The following is a 21,447-nucleotide window of genomic DNA, read 5'->3' as shown; positions in this document are numbered from 1 at the left end:
GTTCTGGGTCGACGCGCCAGCGGCGGACGGGCCGTGCCCGGTGGGGAGCCTTGCGTTCCGTCGTCCCGGACCCGCTACGAGACCGTCACCGTCTTGGTGCCGAAGTCCTTGTAGGCCCCGCCCGGCAGCTCCTGGTACCAGATGCGCACGGTGTGCTTGCCCGGCTTGACGCCGCTGAGCGTCGTCGCCAGACCGACGTCGGAACCCCATCCCGGGTGTGCCCGCTCCACGTCGGTCCGGACCGCGTTCGCCGTGCCGGAGGCCGCGCCGACGCCGTCGAGGTGGATCTTGTACCTCACCGGGGCGAACGTGTCCGGGTCGATCGCCCAGCCCTTGACGGCGACGGTCCCCCGACCGCCCGTCGCGGCGTCGTAGGCGCCGTACACGGCTCCGGTCTTGCCGGTGGGTGCGGGGACGGCGTCCTGCACGGTCACGGACTTCGTGCCGAAGCTGACGTAGTTCCCGCCGGGCAGGTCCTGGTACCAGACCGTCACCGTGTGGGTGCCCGCCTTGACGCCGGTGAGGGTGACCGCGAGCCCGAGGTCGTCACCCCACCCGGGCTTGGCGGCGGCGATGTCCGCACGGACCGCGTTCGCGCTGCCCGCGGCGGCACCGACGCCGTCGAGGTGGATCTTGTACTTGACCGGGTCGTAGCGGTCCGGGTCGATCGCCCAGCCCTTCAGGGCCACGGTGTTCGGACCGGCGGTGGCCTGCTCGAACGAGCCGGTGACGGCGCCGGTCTTGCCCGTGGTGCCGGTCGACGGCGGGGCCGCGACCGTGACGGTCTTCGTCCCGGCGCTGACGTAGGTGCCGCTCGGCAGGTCCTGCCACCAGAGGGTGACCGTGTGCTTGCCGGGGGTGAGGCCGGTGAGCGTGGTCGCCAGGCCGTGCGACGATCCCCACTTCGGGTAGGACTTCGCGACGTCGCTGCGGGCAGCGCTCGCGCTGCCGGCCGCCGCTCCGGCACCGTCGACGTGGATCTTGTACCGCACCGACGCGTACGTGTCCGGGTCGATCGCCCAGCCCTTCAACGCGACCGAACCGATGCCGCCGGTGGCCGACTCGAACGAGCCCTTCACGGCGCCGGAGGTCCCCGTCGACGCCGTGACGGTGACGGCCTTCTGCGCCACGCGCACCCAGGTCGCGCCCGGCTTGTCCTGGGTCCAGAGCGACACCGTCCGCGATCCCGCCGCGACGTTCTGGATCGTCCTGGAGAAACCGACCGTGCTGCTGGCACCCGGGTACTTCGCGGCGATGTCGGTCCGCTGGACGTCGGCGGTCGCCGAGATCGCGCCGACACCGTCGACCTGCACCTTGTAGGCGGTCGCGGCGGACGAGTCCCGGTCGAGCGCCCACCCGCTCACCGCGATCGTGCCGGTGCCGCCGGTGACGGTCTCGAGGCTGCCCACCGGGGCCGCGGCAGGGACGGTGACGTCACCGCAGTTGAGCAGCGTGTTCGCGCCCGCGCCGACGTTGATGCCGAAGACGCAGACGGTGTGCTTGCCCGGCGTGATGCCCGTGAGCGTCGTCTGGAAGCCGTGTGCGGTGTTGCCCGAGCCGAGGCGCGAGGCCAGGTCGGTGCGGTTCGCGTCGGCCATGACCGACGCCTTGCCGACGCCGTCGACGTAGAACTGCGCCTTGATCGAGGCGGTGGTGTCCGGGTCGGCCGTCCAGCCGCGCACGGCGATGGTGCCGCCCACGTTGCCGGACTGCGAGTCGACGTGCCCGATCGGCGAGGAACCGCCCGTGGGCGATCCGAACCAGTCGGTGTACATCCGCCAGAAGTTGCGGTTGCCGTAGGCCGAGCAGGAGTCACCGGTGCCGTAGAGGTTCGACATCGCCGCCGTGTTCGGCGTGTACGGGGTGTAGATGTACAGGCCCGCGGTCGCCTGGTTCTTGATGTAGACCGTCTTGCGCCCGCACGCCGCGTTCGGGTTGTAGAGGATCGAGTTGTTGCGACCCGCCTGGTACGCCCACGACGTCGGCGACGCCTGGTAGCGCTTGAACTGCAGTGCCGCGGCGTAGACCTGCTGGCCGAAGCCGTAGTACGCCGGGTCGCACGGGGCGGTGTCCGGGCAGGCGAAGCCGGTGGCGTGCAGGTACATGTAGCTCGTCGGCGAGTTCGTCGCGACGATGCCCTGCTCCTTCTGCAGCAGGACCAGCAGCACCTTCTGACTGATCCCGCACGCGGCACCCACCTGGGCGATGACCGTGGCTGCGGACTTGTTGCCGCCGGGGATCGCCGAGCACCGGTTCGGGACGACCCCGATGGCGCTCATGTTCTGCGTGAAGTCCTTCAGGCAGGCCGGGCCGCCCGAGGCGCGCTTGCAGTTCGGTGCGACGCTGTTGAGGAACGACTGGACGGCCGATCCGCTCATCGCGTCGCCGTCGTAGAAGTTGGCGTCGCTGATGATGTTGCCGGGGTCGAAGTTCGCGGGGACCGCGGCCGAGGCCGGTTCGGTCGTCGTCTGCTCGGACACGATCGTGCCGATGGTCAGGCCGCTCACCGCGATCGCCAGGGCGGCGGTCATGCCGAGCACCGCACGCAGGGGTCGACGGCGACCGCCACGGTCGAGGATGGAACGCATCACGGCACCTCCGCCGTCATCGGCTCGGACGTGGTCGACTTCGACCCGACCGAGTACTGCAGGGTGATGGACCACGTGCCGGTCGACACCTGGCTCGCGGGGAACGACGCCTGCGCGCAGTTCACGGACGAGGCGCTGGCCTGCGCCGTGCTCGTCGCGCTGCGGGTGACGCCGCCCTTCTTCGCCTGGAAGGTGCAGGTCCCCGAGGCGTCGGTGGTGCCGGACACCAGACCGCCCGCCTGGAGCGTCTTGCTGCCCGCGTCCCATCCGGAGAACGTGACGACCGCCGTCGCCGGGAAGTCACCGGGGTCGACGTCGGGCTGCGGGGTCTCGCCGCTGCCCGGGAAGGCCGTCGGGACGTCGTCGTCGGACGGCTCCGCGGTCGGCTGGGTCGACTCGGGCGTCGAGGGCGTCGAGGGGGCCGCACTCGGCGACGTCGTCGGGGTCGCGCTGGCCGTCCGCGTGGCGCTGGGCGAGGGTCGGGGGTCGTCGCCGGAGGAACACCCCGCCGCGAAGAGACTGAGAGCACCGACCACCGCGAGCGCAGCGATCGACCGTGGAGCAAGCTGCATGCTTTCGGGCCGTCCTGTGGTTGTTGACAAGGGTCCGGGTTGCGTCAACGGTAACCCCAAAGTGAAGGTTGAGAGTTGTTCTCGCGCACTTTGCCCCCCGCTCGGGGGCGGAGTCGCCAGGGATTCCGCGCACGGGGCGCGCGGCGTTCCCCCGCGGTGCAATGAGTATGCTGTTCCGGTCCTGCCCCCACGAACGAAGAGACGTATGGTCGACCAAGCCCGCATGACGGCGCTCGCGAACGAGCCCCTCGTCGTGATCGGCGCTCCGACGAGCGCCTTCAAGGGCACCTGGAGAGAACTGCGCGACGTCTTCCGTCAGCGCGAGATGCTCGGGATGCTCATCCGCCGCGACCTGAAGGCGCGCTACAAGGACTCGGCACTCGGGTTCGTGTGGACGCTGGTGCGTCCGCTGACCCAGCTGATGATCTACTACTTCGTGATGGGCAAGATCCTCGGCTCGTCACGGGCGATCGACAACTTCGCGATCTACGTGTTCACGGGCCTGACCGCCTACACGCTCTTCAGCGAGATCGTCGCCGGCTCGACCGGGTCGATCGTCGGCAACAGCGGGCTGATCAAGAAGGTCTACGTCCCGCGCGAGGTCTTCCCCCTCGCCAGCGTGGGCGCGGCCCTGGTCAACTTCCTGATCCAGTTCGCGATCCTCATCGCCGCGACCGTCGTGCTCGGGGTCTTCCCCTGGCACGAGGGGTTGATCTACCTCATCCCGTCGCTCCTGGTGATCCTGGTCTACGGCGCGGCCATCGGCCTCGTGCTGTCCGCGCTCAACGTGTACCTGCGCGACGTGCAGTTCGTGATCGACGTCGGCCTCATGGTGCTGCTCTGGGCGTCGCCGATCGTCTACTCGTACTCGATGGTCGTCGCCGAGCTGAAGGTGCAGTGGCTGCTGGCGGTCTACACGAACAACCCGCTCACCCTGTCGGTGCTGGGTCTGCAGAACGCGATCTGGATCCACCCGACCCCCGTCGACTACCCGCCGCACCTGATGATGCGCCTCGGCATCGCCCTCGTGATCGGGCTCTTCTGCCTGCTCGGGGCGCAGCGGGTGTTCTCCCGGCTGCAGGGCAACTTCGCGCAGGAGCTCTAGACCATGGCCATCAGCACCCCCGTCGCCCCGGCGACCTCCGGCGCCCACACCGACCGCCCGGACGTCATCGTCATCGACCACGTCCGCAAGCGGTTCGTCGTCCGCAAGGACAACACCATCCGCGAGCGGATCGTCACCCTGGGCCGTGCCGGACGGAAGCACCGGCAGGACTTCTGGGCGCTCGACGACGTCACCGTCTCGATCCAGGCCGGCACCACCGTCGGGCTCATCGGGCAGAACGGTTCCGGCAAGTCGACCCTGCTGAAGGCCATCGGCGGGATCATCCAGCCGACGTCCGGCACGGTCGCGCGCCGCGGACGCCTGGCGGCCCTGCTCGAGCTCGGCGCCGGGTTCCACCCGGACCTGTCCGGCCGCGAGAACGTCTTCCTCAACGCGAGCCTGCTCGGCCTGACGCGCAAGGAGACCGAGGAACGCTTCGATGACATCCTCGCGTTCTCCGGCATCGGCGACTTCATCGACACCCAGGTGAAGTTCTACTCATCCGGCATGTACGTGCGACTCGCCTTCGCGGTCGCCGTGCACACCGATCCCGACGTCCTGCTGGTCGACGAGGTGCTGGCCGTCGGTGACGAGGCGTTCCAGCGCAAGTGCCTCGACCGCATCCGCTCGTTCCAGGAGCAGGGCAAGACGATCATCATCGTCACGCACTCGCTCAGCCAGGTGCAGGAGATGTGCGACCGGGTCGTGCTCCTGAACAAGGGCAAGGTCCTGCACGACGGGGACCCGATCGGTGCGGTCAGCCTGTTCCGCGACGTCCTCGAGGAGCGCCGTGCGGGTGAGCTCAGCGCCGACGTGGCGGTCGGCCGCGGCACCGTCATCGGGGCCTCGGTGCACGCCGACGGCAAGGGCCAGCGCGACGGCGTCACGCCGGGCGACGACCTGCTGGTCGACATGGAGTTCGAGCACCTGGACGGCGTCGAGGACTGGGAGGCCGCGGTCCAGATCAACAACACGGCCGGGCAGGTGGTGTACGGCACCACCACCGGCATCATGGGCATCCACCTCGACCCGCTGCACGGCCGCAAGAAGCTCCGCCTCCGGATCGCGGACACGAACTTCGGCACCGGCAAGTACTTCATCAACGTGTCGATGATGGACTCCGCTGGTCGGCACCTGCACGACCTGCCCGAGTGCGACTCGTTCGAGGTCCCCTCGTTCGGCGACGCGGTCGGCAGCGTGTACGCGAAGCCCTCCATCGAGGAGCTCGGCTGACGCCGGTCGACGACGCATCCCGCACCGCGGTCGTCGTCGTCAACTGGAACCGTGCTGATCTGACCACCACTGCTGTCCGCGCCGTGCTCGCCGAGGGTGCGGCCGACCAGGTGGTCGTCGTCGACAACGGGTCGTCGGACGACTCCGTCGCCGTCCTCCGCCGTGACCTGCCCGACGTCACCGTCATCGCGCGGGAGCACAACGGGGGGTTCGCGGCCGGCGCCAACACCGGCATGCGGCACGCGGACGCCGACGTCGTCGTCCTGCTCAACAACGACGCGGTCCCCGCGCCCGCCTTCGTCGCGGCGCTCCGCGACCACCTGGCGCAGGCGGGGCCGGAGGTCGCGGCGGTGACGGGCCGCATCGTGCTCGCCGGACGCTGGACGGGCCTCCCGACCGGCGTGACGCCCGCACCCGACCAGCGCGTCCTGCGCGACCACGACGGCCGTCCCTGGACGCCGTCGGCCGACGGCGAGGTCCGCCTCAACTCGACCGGCGTGCGCGTCGACCGCGACGGGAACGGCATGGACCGCGACTGGTTCGCGCCCGTCGACCGGGCCGCGGACGTCGACGTCTTCGGGTTCTCCGGCGGCGCGTCGGCCCTGCGGCGGAGCGCGCTGGACGACGTCGGCCTGCTCGACGAGTCCCTGTTCATGTACTACGAGGACACCGAGCTCGCCTGGCGGCTCCGCCGACGCGGGTGGCGCGTCGAGCACGCCGCCGGCGCGGTCGTGGAACACGACCACTCGGCGTCGTCCGGCGTGCAGAGCGACCTGTTCCTCTTCCGCAACGCGCGGAACCGGATGGTCGTCGCGCTCTGGCACGCACCGTGGCCGACCGTCCTGCGCGCGAGCGCCCGGACCCTCTTCCGCGGCCTGCGCGGGATGCTCTCCGCATCCACCCGTCGGGAGGCCCGGCTCGTCCTGGCAGCGTTCGCGGACGTCGCCGGGGCACTCCCGTCGCACCTCGCGCGGCGGCTCCGCGAGTCGCGGCGCGCGTCCGTCCCTCGTCGCAGCGTGGACCCGGGCGCATGAGCGCGGAGGGCTATCCTGGTCACTCCCCCGCCGACGGACCCGACCGTGGCGCCCCCGTTCGGAAGGACCCACGCGTGCCGCAGCTCACCGTCCTCGTCGACGGGACCGCGGTACCGCGCGAACTCGGCGGTGTGGGCCGGTACGTCGAGGGCGTCGTGTCACACCTGACCGACCCGGCGCTCGACGTCCACCTGGTCGTCCGGCCCGTGCACGCCGAGCACTTCCGCGCCGTGGCTCCGGACGCCACCGTGCACACCGCGCCGGCGTGGACCGACTCCGTGCCGCTGCGGTTCGTGTGGGAGCAGACCGGCCTGCCGGCACTCGGCCGCAGGATCGGCGCGCAGGTGCTGCACTCCCCGCACTACACGTTCCCGTTCGGCTGGCGCGGTGGCTCCGTCGTCACCCTGCACGACGCCACGTTCTTCTCGAACCCCGAGTGGCACTCCCGCCTGAAGCGCACGTTCTTCACCTGGTGGAGCCGTCGATCGCTGCGCAGCCGCCCGGTCGTCATCGTGCCGAGTGCGGCCACCGCGACAGAGGCCGCGCGGGTCGTCAGCGGGATCCGCGCCGACGTCCGGGTCGCACCGCTCGGCGTCGACCGTGCCGTGTTCCACGAGCCGTCGATCGCCGAGGTCGAGGACGCCCGGATCGCGGCGACACTGCCCGAGGGCGCACCCTGGATCGCGTTCCTCGGCACGATCGAGCCCCGCAAGAACATCACGGCCCTGCTCGACGCCTACGCCACCGTGCGGGCGTCGCGAGCGGCCGCCGGTTCGGACACCCCGTGGCTGGTGCTCTCCGGGGCACGCGGATGGGACGAGTCCGCGATCGCACGGCTCGACGCCCTGCAGCCCGACGACCACGTGATCGAGGCCGGCTACCTGCCCCTCGAGGACCTGTCCGGCTACCTCGGTGGGGCGGAGTTCGTCGTCTACCCGTCGCTCGGCGAGGGCTTCGGCCTGCCGGTGGTCGAGGCGATGGCCGCAGGCGCCTGCGTCCTGACCACCCGGCGGTTGTCGCTGCCCGAGGTCGGCGGCGACGCAGCGGTCTACACCGAGCCGTCCGCTGACGCACTGGCCGAGGCGATGGCCGCGCTGCTCGACGATCCCGCACTCGTGGCGTCGCACCGGGCGGCCGCGCTGGCGCGTGCCGACGTCTTCACCTGGCAGGCCACCGCGGGCGTGCACGTCGACGCGTACGCCGCCGTCGCCGGGGGTGCACGGTGATCCGGGTCGCGGTGCTCACGGTCACCTACAACACCGGCGAGACCATCCGGCCGTTCCTGGCGAGCGTCGCCGCTGCGTCCTCCGAACCGGTCGCCGTCGTGATCGCGGACAACGGCTCGACCGACATCGACGCACTGCGGGCGATCGGCGAGTCCTACGGCGCCGTCGTCGTGTCCTCCGGGGGCAACCGCGGCTACGGCGGGGGCATCGACGCCGCGCTGAGCGCCCTCGACGACGTGCTGCCCGACGTCCGCCCCGAGTTCCTGCTCGTCACGAACCCCGACGTCGTCCTCGCACCGGGATCGATCGACGAACTCGTGCGCGCCGCCGACCGGCTGCCGACGGGCGGGTCGTTCGGGCCGCGGATCCTGGACGAGCAGGGCGAGACGTACCCGTCCGCGCGCCAGCTGCCGTCGCTCCGGACCGGACTCGGCCACGCGGCGTTCTCGCGGTTCTGGCCGGCCAACCCCTGGAGCCAGCGGTACTGGTCCACGACGCAGGTCGTCGAGCGTGAGGCCGGCTGGCTGTCCGGCGCGTGCTTCCTCATCCGCACCGATCTGTTCCGGCAGCTCGACGGGTTCGACGAGTCGTACTTCATGTACTTCGAGGACGTCGACCTGGGCCAGCGCGTGGGTCGCTCCGGTCGCACGAACGTGTACGTGCCGACCGCCGTGGTCACCCACACCGGGGCGCACTCGACGTCGTCGAACCGTCGCCGGATGGAGATCGAGCACCACCGCAGCGCGTACCGGTTCCTGTCGCGGAAGTACCGGGCGTGGTGGCTGTTGCCCCTCCGTGTCGTGCTGCACGCCGGTCTGTCGCTCCGAGCCCGCTGGGTCACGCGCAAGTAGCGCGAGCCGGCGGCGGGTGTCAGGGGCCGGGGCGCAGACGCCTGCGTGCGGCGCGAGCGGCGGCGAGCAGCACCGCGGCCCGGGCGTCGAAGGAGTGCTCCGCCGCGATCCGATCGGCGACCGCAGCACGTTCGGCAGCCGCCGGCCACGCGTGCGTCGGGTCGAGCAGGGCGGCCACGTCGTCCCGCGAACGGGCGACGGCGAGCGTCGGGACGTCGAGCACGTCCCCGAGGCCGGCGACCTCGTCCGTGACGACGACCCCACCGGACGCCAGCACGTCGAAGACCCGGTTCGACACGAAACCGCCCGCCGCCATGTCCGGCCAGTGGTCGTTGAGGACCACGCGGGCGGACGCGTACGCCGTCGCGACCTCGGTCCGTGACAGCGCGACGGCCCCGAGCATCGCGGAGGGCACGACGCCGTCCCACCCCGGGCCGTGCACACGCAGGTCGGTGCCGAGTGCGACCGCGTCGGCGACCACCGGCCGGGCCGCGCCACGGGTCGACCCGACGAACACCACGTGCCCCGCGTCCTGGCCTGCGACCGACCGGGCGGCCGGGTGGAACACCGCCGGGTCGGTCGCCTGCAGCAGTGCCCCGACCGGCACACCGGCACGTGCGGCGGCTTCGGCGGCCCACACCGGACCCGCAGCGAACGCTGCGTCGAACGACCGGAGCTCGGTGTCCGAGACGTCGTCGGGGTGGCTGATCACCCAGAGCAGGTTCACCGACGCCGGGTTCGGCGGCACACGGTCCAGCCCGCGGATGACGAGCGTGACGTCGTCCGCGGCGTCGTCGTCCCGGACGTGCGCGTCACGCCGGTCGACGCGGACCCGCTGGCCGAGGCCCTCGAGCGCGCCCGCGAGCTCGGTGGCGAAGTGCACGTCGCCCCACCCGTCGCCCTCGGGCCCGGCCGGGGCGGCGATCTTGACGGACCAGGACAACCGGTCGTCGTCGGAGCGCGATCGGGGCGCCGGGGTGACGGGCCGCGCACCCCACGGGGGCAGCGGGGGGCCGGCTGCGACCGCTCCGTCGCCGTCCGGCGCCCGGTCGCGCCAGACCGAGAACGCATCCACCGTCGCCGCGTCGACCGTCCGTCCGGAATCAGCCGAGCGGGTCAGCGACCACACCGCACGCACGGGTCGGCCGTCGCGGTCGGCGACCGCGCGGGTCCAGCTGGTCAGGGTCATCCGCTCGTCCGGGAGGCACGGTGCCGGCACCAGGGAAGCGCCCGGCAGCGAGACGGCCGGCTGGTCCGCTGCGAAGACCGGCACCGCGGCGAGCGGGGAGTCCTGGCGGTCGTCCGCCTGGCTGCGGGCCGGACTCGTCGACCCGTCGTCGGACCAGGGAAGTGCTCCCGGGCGCAGCAGCCGCACGCCGTCCCGCTGCGAACCGTCGGGCATCCGGATGCGGGCCTGGGCCACGCCGTCGCCGCCGGCCTGTGCGAGGACCCGCAGGTCCTGGTCGGTCACCCGGACCGTCGAGTCGAGCGCCAGGAGCACACGCCCGACCCCGGCGGCGACCCCGGCGTTGATCGCCGAACCGATGCCGTCGACCGGCGCCGAGCGGACCCAGGGGATCCCCCGCGCCTGCTCGCCGACCGGCGACGCATCGGCGACGTAGCCGACCGCGCGGACGTCCGCCGAGGGGCCGAACGCCAGACGAGCCGCGGTGACCATCGACGGCAGCGCGTCGTACCGGTCGGACCGGCTCACCAGGAGCACCGTCACCGACACCTCGAGTGCCGGCAGGGCACCGTCCCAGCCGACCACCCGCTCGGGGTGGGCCGGTGTCACCGACGTGGGACGGGCCTCCGGGCCGGAGACCGCCGCGTCAGGCCGACGCCGACGGAAGAGTGCCATGCGAGGACCGGCCGCGCCGACGTCAGACGGCGAGCAGTCGCTGCAGGTAGACGCCGTAGCCGCCCTTGACGAGCGGTGCTGCCAGGTCGGCGAGCTGCGCGTCGTCGATCCAGCCGTTGCGCCAGGCGATCTCCTCGATGCAGCCGATCTTGAAGCCCTGACGGTCCTCGATGACCTTGACGTACTCGGACGCCTGCATCATCGACTCGAACGTGCCCGTGTCGAGCCAGGCCGTCCCGCGGTCGAGGACCTGGACGCCGAGCTCGCCCGCCTCGAGGTAGCGCTCGTTGACGGTCGAGATCTCGAGCTCCCCACGGGCGCTCGGCTCGATCGTCTTCGCGATCTCGATGACCTTGTTGTCGTAGAAGTACAGGCCGGGGACGGCGTAGTTCGACTTCGGCTCCGTCGGCTTCTCCTCGATGGAGACCGCGGTGAAGTCGTCGTCGAACTCCACGACGCCGTACGCCTTCGGGTCGGCCACGTGGTACGCGAAGATGGTGGCGCCGTCGACCTCGGTGTTCTTCCGCAGGTTCGTGCCGAGGCCCGTCCCGTGGAAGATGTTGTCGCCGAGGACGAGCGCGACGCTGTCGTCGCCGATGAAGTCCTCGCCGATGACGAAGGCCTGCGCGAGGCCGTCCGGGCTCGGCTGGACCGCGTACTGGATGTCCATGCCGAGGGACGAACCGTCGCCGAGCAGGGCACGGAACTGGTCGTTGTACTCCGGCGTCGTGATGACGAGGACCTCGCGGATGCCGGCCATCATGAGGGTCGACAGCGGGTAGTAGACCATCGGCTTGTCGTAGATCGGCATGAGCTGCTTGCTGATGCCCTTGGTGATCGGCCAGAGACGGGTGCCGGAACCCCCGGCCAGGATGATGCCCTTCATCGCGCTGTGCTTCCTTCGTTCGTTACTTGGTCGTGCGGAGCGACTCGGTGTACGCCACGCACTCCTCGTAGGTGGGCAGCAGACCCGCGGCGGCGGCTTCCTCGAGCGTCGGCGCGCTGGTGTCCTTCTCGGACAGGACCGGCTCGCCGAGTCCGTCGGGCAGCTCGAGGCCGACCGTCGGGTCGAGGATGGTGATCCCCTTCTCGCGCTCCGGGTCGTAGTGGGCGCTGACGAGGTAGTTCACCGTGGACTGGTCCTCGAGCGCGACGATGGCGTGCCCGAGGCCCTCGGACAGGTAGACGGCCCGACGGTCGACGTCGTCGATGCGCACGGAGTCCCACTGGCCGAACGTCGGCGAGCCGACCCGGATGTCGACGATGTAGTCGATGAAGGCGCCGCGCACCGCGGTCACGTACTTGGCCTGGCTCGGCGCGACGAGGGCGTAGTGGATGCCCCTGGCCACTCCGGCCGAGGAGATCGACATGTTCACCTGTCGGAGGTCCAGCGGGTGACCGACCGTCTCTTCGAGGACGTCGGCGCGGTACGCCTCGAGGAATGCTCCTCGTGCGTCGCCGTGCTGGACGGGCGTGAACTCCCACGCGCCGGGGATCTTCAGTTCGCGGATCTGCACGGCTGCACCCTACCAAGCCGCCCGCCCCGGGACGCGTCGGCAGGCCGTACCTGCGCCGGTCCGTGGGTTCGCATAGGCTGTCATGGCCTCGCGCACCTGCCGGACCCCCTGAAACGAGACACTGCGAACCCGTGAAGCTCTTCATCCAGATCCCCTGCCTCAACGAGGAGAACACCCTCGCCAGCGTCATCGACTCCATCCCGCGGGAGATCGACGGCATCGATGAGATCGAGATCCTGGTGATCAACGACGGCAGCACCGACCGCACCGTCGAGGTCGCCAAGGAGCACGGTGTCAAGCACTTCGTGCACCACACCACGAACATGGGGCTCGCCCGCTCCTTCCGGGACGGCGTCGACTACGCGCTGCTCCACGGCGCGGACATCGTCGTCAACACCGACGGTGACAACCAGTACCCGCAGTCGCAGATCGCCGAACTGGTGCAGCCGATCCTCCGGAAAGAGGCCGAGATCGTCATCGGCGACCGGCAGACGCGGACCATCGAGCACTTCTCCGGCTTCAAGAAGCTCATGCAGCGCTTCGGCTCGTGGGTCGCGAGCCGCGCCGCCGGGCTCGACCTGCCCGACGCCGCGAGCGGGTTCCGCGCGTACTCGAAGTACTCGCTCATCCGCCTGAACATCGTCACGCGCTTCAGCTACTGCATGGAGACCATCGTGCAGGCCGGCTACAAGCGCCTGGCCATCGCCTCCGTGCCGATCACCACGAACCCGAAGACCCGCGAGTCGCGGCTGTTCAAGAACATCTGGCAGCACATGTTCCAGTCGGGTTCGGCGATCGCCCGCGTCTACCTGATGTACCGGCCGATGGCGCTGTTCCTCTGGGTGGCGGCGATCCTCGGGGCGCTCGGGGCCTGGCCGCTCGTCCGGTACCTGGTGCTGCTGGCGATGCACACCGGCGGCAACCACCTGCAGTCGATCATCCTCGGCGTCGTCCTGTTGATCACGGCGGTGCTGAGCATCGTGATCGGCGTGGTGGCGGACCTGACCCGCCTGAACCGGACCCTGGCCGAGGAACAGCTCGACCTGCAGAAGCTGCAGCGGTATGGGGACTGAGCGCGGAGCGTCCGTGCTCGACCGGCGGACACGCTTCGCGCTCTGGGTCCGTCGACCCGGCAGCTGGGTGGAGATCGCGGCCTGGGCTGCGCTCGCAGCGTTCGTCGTCTGGACCATCGGACCGGCACTGATCGGACACGGCACCTTCCTGAACACCGGCCTGCTCGGTCGGTACACCCCGTGGGGTTCGCTGTTCCAGTCGACGGCGACGTCGACCAACATCCTGAACAGCGACACGATCGACACCGTCGCGCCGCAGACCTCGCTCCTGACCCGCCTCGCCCACGAGGGCGTCTTCGGCGCGTGGAACCCCTACGTCGCCGGCGGCGCGGAACTCGGCGGCGTGCCCGACTCGGGCGCGTGGTCCCCGCTCGCGCTGCCCTGGTGGATCCTCCCCCTGGCGGCCGCGCCGGGCTGGGTGAAGCTCCTCGAGATCGTCGTCGTCACGGTCGGCATGTCCCTGCTGCTGCGCCGCTGGGGTGTCCCCCGCGCGGGCTGGGCGATCGCCGCCCTCGTCTACTCGTCGTCCGGCTTCATGGTCGCGTGGTCGAACTGGCCGCAGACACGGGTCGCGGCCTGCATCCCCCTGCTCTTCTGGGCGATCGACCGCGCCGCGGTGGAGCTCCGCGCGCGTGACGTCATCGCCGTGGGCGTGCCGCTCGCGTCGATGCTGCTCGGCGGGTTCCCGGCCATCGTCGGCTACGCCCTCTTCATCGGTGGGCTGTACTTCCTCGTCCGCACGATCGTCGCGCACCGACGGTGGGTCCCCGTGGTCGTGAGCGGGGCGATCGCGGTGGGCGGCATCCTGTTCGGCCTGCTGCTGTCCGCGTGGCAGCTCGTCCCCTTCGCCATCAACGCCACGAGCCTGGTCGACTTCAGCGGCCGTGGGCAGAGCGGCCCGAACGGTCTCGGCACCCCGCCGCTCGTCAGCGCGTGGGTGCCCGACATCTCGTTCGTCCAGAGCACCGGCCCCGCCTGGGGCATCCGCAACCCGGTGGAGGAGTACTCCTACCTGGGGATCGCGGCCGTGGTGCTCGTCGCCGTGGCGGTCCTCATCCGCCCGGCGACGCACACCGCCGCGGCCCTGCCCGACGACGCCACGCCGGCCGTCCGCGCACGGCACGACCTGGCCCGACGTCGCACCCGCGGCGTCGTCGCGATCGTCGCCTCGATGCTGGCGCTCGCGGTGGTCATCGTCTACCTCGGCGGCCCCGTCCTGTCCGCCGTCCGCGAGCTGCCGGTCTTCGACACGAACCCGATCGGTCGCGCTCGCGTCGTCGTGATGTTCCTCGCCGCGGCCATGGCCGGGGTGGGCTTCGGCCGCCTCGTGCAGCCGGAGAACCTCCGCGACGAGCTGGCACGCTTCCGCGCCGCCGGACCCCTTCGGCGCACCGGTCGGATCGCGGCCGTCGCCGTCGTGCTGTTCACCGCCGTCGGCGTGGGGATGCAGACCCTGCTCGCGATCCCGCCGATCGCGGAAGAGTACGTGCACCGCACCAAGCTCGAGATCCTGGCGGTCGGCATCCTCGGCGCGGTCACCGTCGTGCTCGTCGTGCTCGTCTGGGTGTTCCGGTCGCGGGTGCTGGCGACCGTCGCCGCCATCGGGGTCGTCGCGCTCGTCGTCGTCCCCGCGGTGACGGCCACGAAGCCCTGGTGGCCGATCGCGCCCACGTCGACGTTCTACCCGACCACCCCGGCCATCGACTACCTGCAGGAACACGTCTCCGCGCAGGACCGCTACGCCGCCACCGGCAGCGCCATGCTCCCGGGGTCGTCCTCGTACTACCGGATCCGCGAGACCACCGGACACGCGTTCCAGACGGGCGAGTGGAAGGACCTCATGCGGGCGGTCGACCCGGACACGTACCCGACGGCCACCTACCTGACGTTCGAACCGAACCTCATGCCGTCGCTCGCCCGGTCGGGGATCCTCGACCGGCTCAGCACGAAGTACCTCGTCGCCGATCCGTCGGGGCCGCTCGCCGGCACCGCCGAGCCGGGTGCAGCGCAGACGAAGTGGTCCGACCTGACCGCGGACAACCCCTCGGTGGACTCGGCCAGCAACACCGGCCCGGTGAACGGCATCACCTTCACCGGTCCGCCGGCCCCGACCCTGACGCCCGGGGGCATGACCCTCGACGTGGCGATCGTCGCCGATGACTCCGGCAAGACGATCACCTCGACGTCGACCCACGTGCCGGGCCTCGGCGGCCTGCGGAACGTGGCGCTCCAGGGCTCCACCATCCCGACGTCGACCTCGTGGCACGTCCGGATCACCGTGACCGGGCAGGACAAGCTCGTGCCGATCGGCACCGACGACGCCGGCGACGCCGTGATGAGCATCACCCGTCCGGTCTCCGGCGACGGCGTCCGCGTGGTGCACACCGGCGATGCGACGATCTACGAGCGCGGCAACGCCCTGGACCGCGTGCGCTGGGCCTCCGGCCAGGTGGTGGAACGCACCGGACCGGCGCGCGTCCGGGCACTCGCCGACCAGTCGCTGCCGGACTCGACCGTCGTCCTGAGCGCGCCGTCCGAGCACACGGCCGACCCGGACTCGAGCGCCGAGATCACCCTGCGCGACAGCGACGTGAACAGCACGGTCGCCGAGGTCGACGCCACCGGGAGCGGCTGGGTGGTCGTCTCCGACTCGCTCCAGCGTGCCGGCTGGACGGCGACCGTCGACGGCGAACCGACCGACCTCGTCGCAGCCGACGACGCCGGCGCCGCCGTGTGGGTCCCCGGCGGCGAGCACACGGTGGAGCTGCGGTACGCGGTGCCGGGCGCCCGGACCGGGTACCTGCTGACCGGCGGCAGCATCGTCCTCGCCGTCCTCGCCTGCACCGTCGTCACCCTGCTCGTCCGGCGCCGCCGCAGGCGTGACGACGACGCGGCAGGGCTGTGACCGGCTGGTATCGTCAACCGATCCACGGTCGACCGGCGATCCTGAACGGGACGCCGACGACCGACGCACCACCGGACGGCCACCGCCGACCGGAGCACACCGATCCCAGAACCACACCGACTCCGAAAAGGAACCAGACCTCGTGAAGATCCTCGTCACCGGCGGAGCCGGCTTCATCGGCTCGAACTTCGTCCGACGCACCCTGCAGGACGCGTACCCCGGACTCGAAGGCGCCGAGGTCGTCGTCTACGACGCACTGACCTACTCGGGCAACCTCGAGAACCTCGCCCCGGTCTCGGACTCCCCCCGGTACACGTTCGTGCAGGGCGACATCCGCGACGCCGCGAAGCTCGACGAGGTGATCCCCGGCATCGACGCGATCGTGCACTTCGCCGCCGAGTCCCACGTCGACCGGTCGGTCCGCGACTCCGGCATCTTCGTCGAGACGAACGTCGTCGGCACCCAGCGTCTGCTCGACGCGGCGCTCCGCCACGGCACCGAGCGCTTCGTCCACGTGTCCACGGACGAGGTCTACGGCTCCATCAGCGAGGGGTCGTGGGACGAGGAGCGCCCGCTCGAGCCGAACTCGCCGTACTCGGCGTCGAAGGCCGGCAGCGACCTGCTCGCCCGCAGCTACCACCGCACGCACGGGCTGAACCTCTCGATCACCCGCTGCTCGAACAACTACGGGCCCTACCACTTCCCCGAGAAGGTCATCCCGCTCTTCGTCACGAACCTCATCGACGACCTGCACGTCCCGCTCTACGGCGAGGGCAACAACATCCGTGACTGGCTGCACGTCGACGACCACACCCGCGGCATCGCGATGGTCCTGACCCGTGGTCGCGCCGGCGAGATCTACAACATCGGCGGCGGCACCGAGCTGACCAACAAGGAGCTGACGCAGCTGCTCCTGGACGCGACCGGCAAGGACTGGTCGTACGTCGACCGCGTCGCCGACCGCCTCGGCCACGACCTGCGCTACTCGGTCGACATCTCGAAGATCAGCAGCGAGCTCGGCTACGAGCCGCAGGTGCCGTTCGAGCAGGGCCTCGCCGACGTCGTGCAGTGGTACCGCGACAACCGCAGCTGGTGGGAGCCGCTCAAGGAACGCGCCGCCCTCTCCTGAGCCGCCGCGGCCCAGGAGCACAACGGCGTGCTCCTGGGCCGGCCCCTGCTCGACCGCCACCCCCGACACGGAAGCGACACCATGACCCGGTACCTCATCACCGGCGCCGCCGGCATGCTCGGCCACGACCTGCAGCACGCCCTGGCCGGCCGCGACGTCACCGCCCGTTCCCGTGCCGAGCTGGACATCACCGATCCCGAGGCCGTCGACGCCGCGGTCGCCGGGCACGACGTCGTGATCAACTCGGCCGCCTACACGAAGGTGGACGACGCGGAGACCCACGAGGACACCGCGACCGCGGTGAACGCGGACGGGCCGGCGTTGCTCGCCGAGGCCGCGGTGCGGCACGGGGCCAAGCTCGTGACCATCTCGACGGACTACGTCTTCGACGGCAACGGCACCGCTCCCTACGCCGAGGACGCCCCCACGGACCCCCTGAACGCCTACGGCCGGTCCAAGGCCGTCGGTGAAGACCGCGTCCGCGCGATCGCGCCGGACTCCTCGTACGTCGTCCGGACGGCGTGGATCTACGGCGCACACGGACCCAACTTCGCCGCGACCATGCTCCGGCTCGCGGCGTCCCACGACACCGTGAGCGTGGTCACCGACCAGGTCGGGCAGCCCACCTGGACCGGAGACCTGGCCGCACGCATCGTCGAGCTCCTCGACGCCGAGGCTCCCGCCGGCATCTACCACGGCACGAACAGCGGCCAGGGCTCGTGGTACGACTTCACCCGGGCGATCTTCTCCGAGAACGGTCTCGACCCGGAGCGCGTCCTGCCGACCGACAGCGGTGCCTTCGTCCGTCCGGCACCCCGCCCGGCGTACAGCGTGCTCGGCCACGACGCCTGGTCGCGCGCGGGCCTCGCCCCGATGCGCGACTGGCGCGAGGCGTTGCACGCGGCGACCGAGGCCGGGATCTTCCGCGCATGACCCAGCCGTCCACCCTGGTGGTCGGCGCCGGCGGGTTCCTCGGCGGTGCCGTGCACCGGTCACTCGTCGGTTCGGGGGCAGCGACCACCGCCGCCCGCGTGCCGTGGGACGACCAGGACGCCGCCGTCGAGGCACTCGTCGACGCCTTCCGCTCGGTGCGGTCGCAGCCCGGCCGCTGGCGCGTGCTGTGGTGCGCGGGCACGGGGGTCGTCGCCACCGGAGCCGACGTCTTCGACGAGGAGCAGCGCCTGATCGCCCGGGTCCTCGACGCGACCCGGGACGACCCGTCCGGAGACGGCACGCTCTTCTTCGCGTCGTCGGCCGGAGCGGTCTACGCCGGCAGCGCCGAACCACCCTTCGACGAGGGCACCGAACCGCTCCCGCTGGCTCCCTACGGCCACGCGAAGCTCGCCGCCGAGGCCCAGTTCCGGACGTGGGCCGCCGAGACCGGCACGCGCCTGGTGGTGGGACGCATCTCGAACCTCTACGGTCCGGGCGCGAACCTCGGCAAGCCGCAGGGGCTCGTCTCGCAGCTCACCCTCGCCCACCTCGAGGGCCGGCCGTCGTCGATCTACGTGCCGATGTCGACCACCCGCGACTACCTGTACATCGACGACGCCGTCGACATGGTGCTCCGGACCATCGACCTCGTCGAGCAGGGTCCCCCTGCGGCCGCGGTCACGAAGATCCTGGCCTCCGGGCAGCCGGCGACGATCGCCGACGTCATCGACGCGGTCGAGCAGGCGATCGGCAGCCGCCTGGACATCCGTGAGGGCGCCGACCCCTCGGCCACGTTCCAGGGACTCGACCTCCGCATGCGGTCCGAGGTGCTGCCGCAGGTCGGCGACCGCACCTTCGTCCCGTTCCCCCAGGGGGTCGCGACGACCGTCGAAGCCATCCGCGCCCGTCGCGCACCCATCGGGGCCGAACCCGCCGAGCAGTAGGATCGCCGCATGCGTGATCGCCCCGCGGGCCGCATCGGGTCGTTGGACGGACTCCGTGGCGTCGCCGCCGCCGTCGTCCTGATCCACCACGGACTCCTCGTGGTGCCGACGCTCTCCGACGGCAACAACGGCCAGCCGATCCCGGCGAACCGCGCCTGGCTCGTCGACACGCCCCTGCACGTGTTCTGGGCCGGCGGCGAAGCGGTCTTCGTCTTCTTCGTCCTGAGTGGTTTCGTGCTGACGCTCCCCGCATTCCGACGCGCACAGGACTGGATCGCCTACTACCCGAGCCGCCTGCTCCGGCTCTACATCCCCGTGATCGCCTCGGTCGGCCTGGCGCTGGCCCTGTTCCTGCTCGTCCCCCGGACCCCCGAAGCCGGGGCCTCGGGCTGGCTGCTCCGGCACGTCGAACCGCTCACCGCCGGCGGCCTGCTGGGCGACCTCACCCTGGTCGCGCCGACCCGACTCAACAGTCCGCTGTGGTCGTTGACGTGGGAGGTCGCGTTCTCCCTCCTGCTGCCGCTCTTCGTGCTCATCGCGAAGGCCACGCACCGGGTGTGGTGGCTCACCGCGATCGCCGCGCTCCTGCTCTCGGCACTCGGCCGGCAGTACCGCGAAGACTGGCTTATGTACCTGCCGATGTTCCTGCTCGGGTCCGCCCTGGCAGCCGGGTGGGAGCGGATCCCCGAGATCCGGCGTGGCCCGGGCTGGGTCCTCGCCGTCCTGGCGGTGCTCGGCATCACGTTCGAGTGGTGGCTCCCCCGCTCCCTGGTCGGCATCCACGTCCCGATGGTGGTCCTCGCCTCGGCCGGGCTCATCGTCCTGCTGTGCGGGAAGTGGCTACCGGCGGAACGCGTGATGCTCGGACCGGTCCCCCGGGCGCTCGGACGGCTCTCCTTCAGCCTGTACCTGGTGCACGAGCCGATCACGGTGTCGGTCGCCTACCTGCTGCCCACCTCGGTGCCGTGGCTCACGATGCTCGTGGCGATCCCGGTCGCCGTCGTGGTCGCCGGGCTCTTCGCCCGGCTCGTCGAGCTGCCGGCGCACCGGCTGGCCAAACGGGTCGCACGGACGATCACCGCGCGACGCGGACGCGTCGGCGGCCCGCCCGCCCGCGCCGACGACGCGCGCCTCCCGGACGACGACCGCCGCGCAGCCTGACGGACGTCAGGTCGCGGGACCGGGACGGAACGAGTCTGCGGGCCTGGAGGCGCGTGACGGCGCCGCCACGCGCCTCCAGGCTGCCCTGTGGTCGCGTCACCTCGTCGAGGGGACGCTCCCGGCTACCGGGCGCGTGCGGCGGTGAGCAGGGTGCGGTACCGGTCGCCGACGGCGCCGACGGTGTGTGCCGCGGCGGTGTCGGCCGCGGCACGGCCGAGCCGCTCGGCCAGCGCGGGATCGGCGAGCAGGCGGTCGATCGCCGCCGCGAGCGCGCGGGCGTCGCCGGGTTCGACGAGCAGTCCGTTCACGCCGTCCTCGACGACGTCGACGATGCCGGGGACCGCCGAGGCGACGATGGCGCAGCCGGCCGACATGGCTTCGAGGAGCGCCACCGGCAGGCCGTCGCGGTCGCCGTTGGCGGCCGGCACCGACGGGTAGAGCGCGATCGCCGCCTTCGCGTACTCGGACGCAAGCGCTTCCTTCCCCTGCGCGCCGAGGAACGTCACGGCCGAACCGGCACGGGCCTGCAGCTGAGCGCGCAGCGGACCGTCCCCGACCACGGCCACCTCGGTGGGCTGCTCGGCCATGCGGTCGAGGGCGTCGAGGGCGTCGAGGAGGACGGTCGCGCCCTTCTTCTCGACCAGGCGGCCGACGAAGAGCACCCGGCCGGGCACCCGGGTCTCGCGCTCGACGGCGCGCGTGATCGGGTCGAGGTCGACACCCATCGGGACGACGTGCACCTGGTCGTCACGGGCGCCGAGCTTCCGGAGTTCGCGCGCCATGTCGGTGCTCATGCAGGTCACCGATGCGGCGCTGCGGATGACGGACCGCTTGACGGCCTGGAGGACCGGGTGGCGCAGCGCGTACAGGTCGCCGCCCAGCGTGGTCACGACGCGGGGCAGGTCGCCGAGCACGACGCGGCCGACGGCTCCCTGCGGGATGATCCAGTGCAGCAGCGCGACGTCGGGCTGCGAGCGGCGGCGCTCTCGGCCCAGCGCGGCGGCCATGGACACGAAGAAGAACGGGACCTGCAGCCAACGGGACTTCTTCGCCCGCAGGTTGTCGACGATCGCGCCATCCGCCAGGTCACGCCAGCGCGACGGGAAGTAACCGAACCGACGGACCTCGACGTCCCCGATCCGCTGGTGCGCGCGGGCACCCTTCGTCATCGGGGCGACCACCACCACGCGGTACTCGTCCGACAGTGCCGTCGCGAGGTCGAGCACGAAGCCGGGCGTGCCGTCGCCGGCCTCGGCGGGGAAGGTCGACGCAGCGACGAGCAGGGTCGGGCGGAGTTCCGGATCGGGTCGCATCC

General features: G+C 71.5%; 17 protein-coding genes. 11 read left to right on the top strand and 6 right to left on the bottom strand.

Annotated features, from left to right (window positions below; translation table 11 throughout):
- Nucleotides 1–74: 74 nt before the first annotated feature.
- Together BR70_RS22480 and BR70_RS0113440 are read right to left on the bottom strand one after the other, a co-directional pair.
- Complete coding sequence (locus BR70_RS22480) at nt 75–2,588, bottom strand: hypothetical protein (protein ID WP_051596918.1); 2,514 nt, start codon at nt 2,586–2,588, stop codon at nt 75–77.
- Nucleotides 2,588–3,160: a hypothetical protein gene (locus tag BR70_RS0113440; RefSeq protein WP_027466490.1), complete on the bottom strand. Its 573-nt coding sequence runs from the start codon at nt 3,158–3,160 to the stop codon at nt 2,588–2,590. The genes BR70_RS22480 and BR70_RS0113440 overlap by 1 nt, the downstream gene beginning before the upstream one ends.
- Nucleotides 3,161–3,365: 205 nt before the next feature.
- Here BR70_RS0113440 and BR70_RS0113435 point away from each other — a divergent pair, with 205 nt between their 5' ends.
- The 5 genes from BR70_RS0113435 (at nt 3,366) to BR70_RS0113415 (ending at nt 8,609) form a co-directional block, all read left to right on the top strand.
- Nucleotides 3,366–4,265 carry an ABC transporter permease gene (locus tag BR70_RS0113435; RefSeq protein WP_027466489.1) on the top strand — a complete coding sequence of 300 codons (900 nt, stop codon included), beginning with the start codon at nt 3,366–3,368 and terminating at the stop codon, nt 4,263–4,265.
- A gap of 3 nt (nt 4,266–4,268) precedes the next feature.
- Nucleotides 4,269–5,498: an ABC transporter ATP-binding protein gene (locus BR70_RS0113430; RefSeq protein WP_027466488.1), complete on the top strand. Its 1,230-nt coding sequence runs from the start codon at nt 4,269–4,271 to the stop codon at nt 5,496–5,498.
- The gene (locus BR70_RS0113425) at nt 5,417–6,532 is read left to right on the top strand and encodes a glycosyltransferase family 2 protein (RefSeq protein WP_197019651.1); all 1,116 of its coding nucleotides are present in this window, start codon (nt 5,417–5,419) and stop codon (nt 6,530–6,532) included. Before BR70_RS0113430 ends, BR70_RS0113425 begins: the two co-directional genes overlap by 82 nt.
- A gap of 74 nt (nt 6,533–6,606) precedes the next feature.
- Nucleotides 6,607–7,758, top strand: a complete 1,152-nt coding sequence (locus BR70_RS0113420) for a glycosyltransferase family 4 protein (protein ID WP_027466486.1) — start codon at nt 6,607–6,609, stop codon at nt 7,756–7,758.
- Nucleotides 7,755–8,609 carry a glycosyltransferase family 2 protein gene (locus tag BR70_RS0113415; protein ID WP_027466485.1) on the top strand — a complete coding sequence of 285 codons (855 nt, stop codon included), beginning with the start codon at nt 7,755–7,757 and terminating at the stop codon, nt 8,607–8,609. The genes BR70_RS0113420 and BR70_RS0113415 overlap by 4 nt, the downstream gene beginning before the upstream one ends.
- Nucleotides 8,610–8,628: 19 nt before the next feature.
- Here BR70_RS0113415 and BR70_RS0113410 read toward each other — a convergent pair whose 3' ends face one another.
- The 3 genes from BR70_RS0113410 to BR70_RS0113400 are packed head-to-tail and all read right to left on the bottom strand — an operon-like array spanning nt 8,629 to nt 11,987.
- Nucleotides 8,629–10,470, bottom strand: coding sequence for a glycosyltransferase family protein (locus tag BR70_RS0113410; RefSeq protein ID WP_035808866.1), 1,842 nt, complete (start codon nt 10,468–10,470; stop codon nt 8,629–8,631).
- A 22-nt stretch (nt 10,471–10,492) separates the two neighbouring features.
- Nucleotides 10,493–11,356 (bottom strand): glucose-1-phosphate thymidylyltransferase RfbA, encoded by an 864-nt coding sequence (gene rfbA / locus BR70_RS0113405; protein ID WP_027466483.1) that lies wholly within the window; start codon nt 11,354–11,356, stop codon nt 10,493–10,495.
- Between the two features lie 22 nt (nt 11,357–11,378).
- Nucleotides 11,379–11,987: a dTDP-4-dehydrorhamnose 3,5-epimerase family protein gene (locus BR70_RS0113400; RefSeq protein ID WP_027466482.1), complete on the bottom strand. Its 609-nt coding sequence runs from the start codon at nt 11,985–11,987 to the stop codon at nt 11,379–11,381.
- Between the two features lie 131 nt (nt 11,988–12,118).
- On the opposite strand from BR70_RS0113400, the gene BR70_RS0113395 reads away from it, so the two are divergent.
- From BR70_RS0113395 to BR70_RS0113370, 6 genes are all read left to right on the top strand, one after another.
- Entirely contained in the window at nt 12,119–13,060 is a 942-nt protein-coding gene (locus BR70_RS0113395; protein ID WP_027466481.1) for a glycosyltransferase family 2 protein, read from the top strand.
- On the top strand, nt 13,050–15,965 hold the full coding sequence (locus tag BR70_RS0113390) for a glycosyltransferase family protein (RefSeq protein ID WP_027466480.1): 2,916 nt from the start codon (nt 13,050–13,052) through the stop codon (nt 15,963–15,965). The genes BR70_RS0113395 and BR70_RS0113390 overlap by 11 nt, the downstream gene beginning before the upstream one ends.
- A gap of 142 nt (nt 15,966–16,107) precedes the next feature.
- Nucleotides 16,108–17,094, top strand: a complete 987-nt coding sequence (rfbB, locus tag BR70_RS0113385) for a dTDP-glucose 4,6-dehydratase (RefSeq protein ID WP_027466479.1) — start codon at nt 16,108–16,110, stop codon at nt 17,092–17,094.
- Nucleotides 17,095–17,175: 81 nt separating this feature from the next.
- Nucleotides 17,176–18,027 (top strand): dTDP-4-dehydrorhamnose reductase, encoded by an 852-nt coding sequence (gene rfbD / locus BR70_RS0113380; RefSeq protein WP_027466478.1) that lies wholly within the window; start codon nt 17,176–17,178, stop codon nt 18,025–18,027.
- Nucleotides 18,024–18,971 (top strand): NAD-dependent epimerase/dehydratase family protein, encoded by a 948-nt coding sequence (locus tag BR70_RS20980; RefSeq protein WP_051596916.1) that lies wholly within the window; start codon nt 18,024–18,026, stop codon nt 18,969–18,971. The genes rfbD and BR70_RS20980 overlap by 4 nt, the downstream gene beginning before the upstream one ends.
- 9 nt (nt 18,972–18,980) lie before the next feature.
- The gene (locus tag BR70_RS0113370; protein ID WP_027466477.1) at nt 18,981–20,132 is read left to right on the top strand and encodes an acyltransferase family protein; all 1,152 of its coding nucleotides are present in this window, start codon (nt 18,981–18,983) and stop codon (nt 20,130–20,132) included.
- Nucleotides 20,133–20,254: 122 nt separating this feature from the next.
- Here BR70_RS0113370 and BR70_RS20975 read toward each other — a convergent pair whose 3' ends face one another.
- Nucleotides 20,255–21,445, bottom strand: a complete 1,191-nt coding sequence (locus BR70_RS20975) for a glycosyltransferase (RefSeq protein ID WP_051596915.1) — start codon at nt 21,443–21,445, stop codon at nt 20,255–20,257.
- Nucleotides 21,446–21,447 lie beyond the last annotated feature (2 nt).

This window comes from Curtobacterium sp. UNCCL17 (assembly GCF_000686685.1).
Classification (GTDB): domain Bacteria; phylum Actinomycetota; class Actinomycetes; order Actinomycetales; family Microbacteriaceae; genus Curtobacterium; species Curtobacterium flaccumfaciens.
The sequence above is the reverse complement of the archived record's forward strand: the minus strand, read 5'-3'. Positions and strand labels throughout refer to the sequence as shown.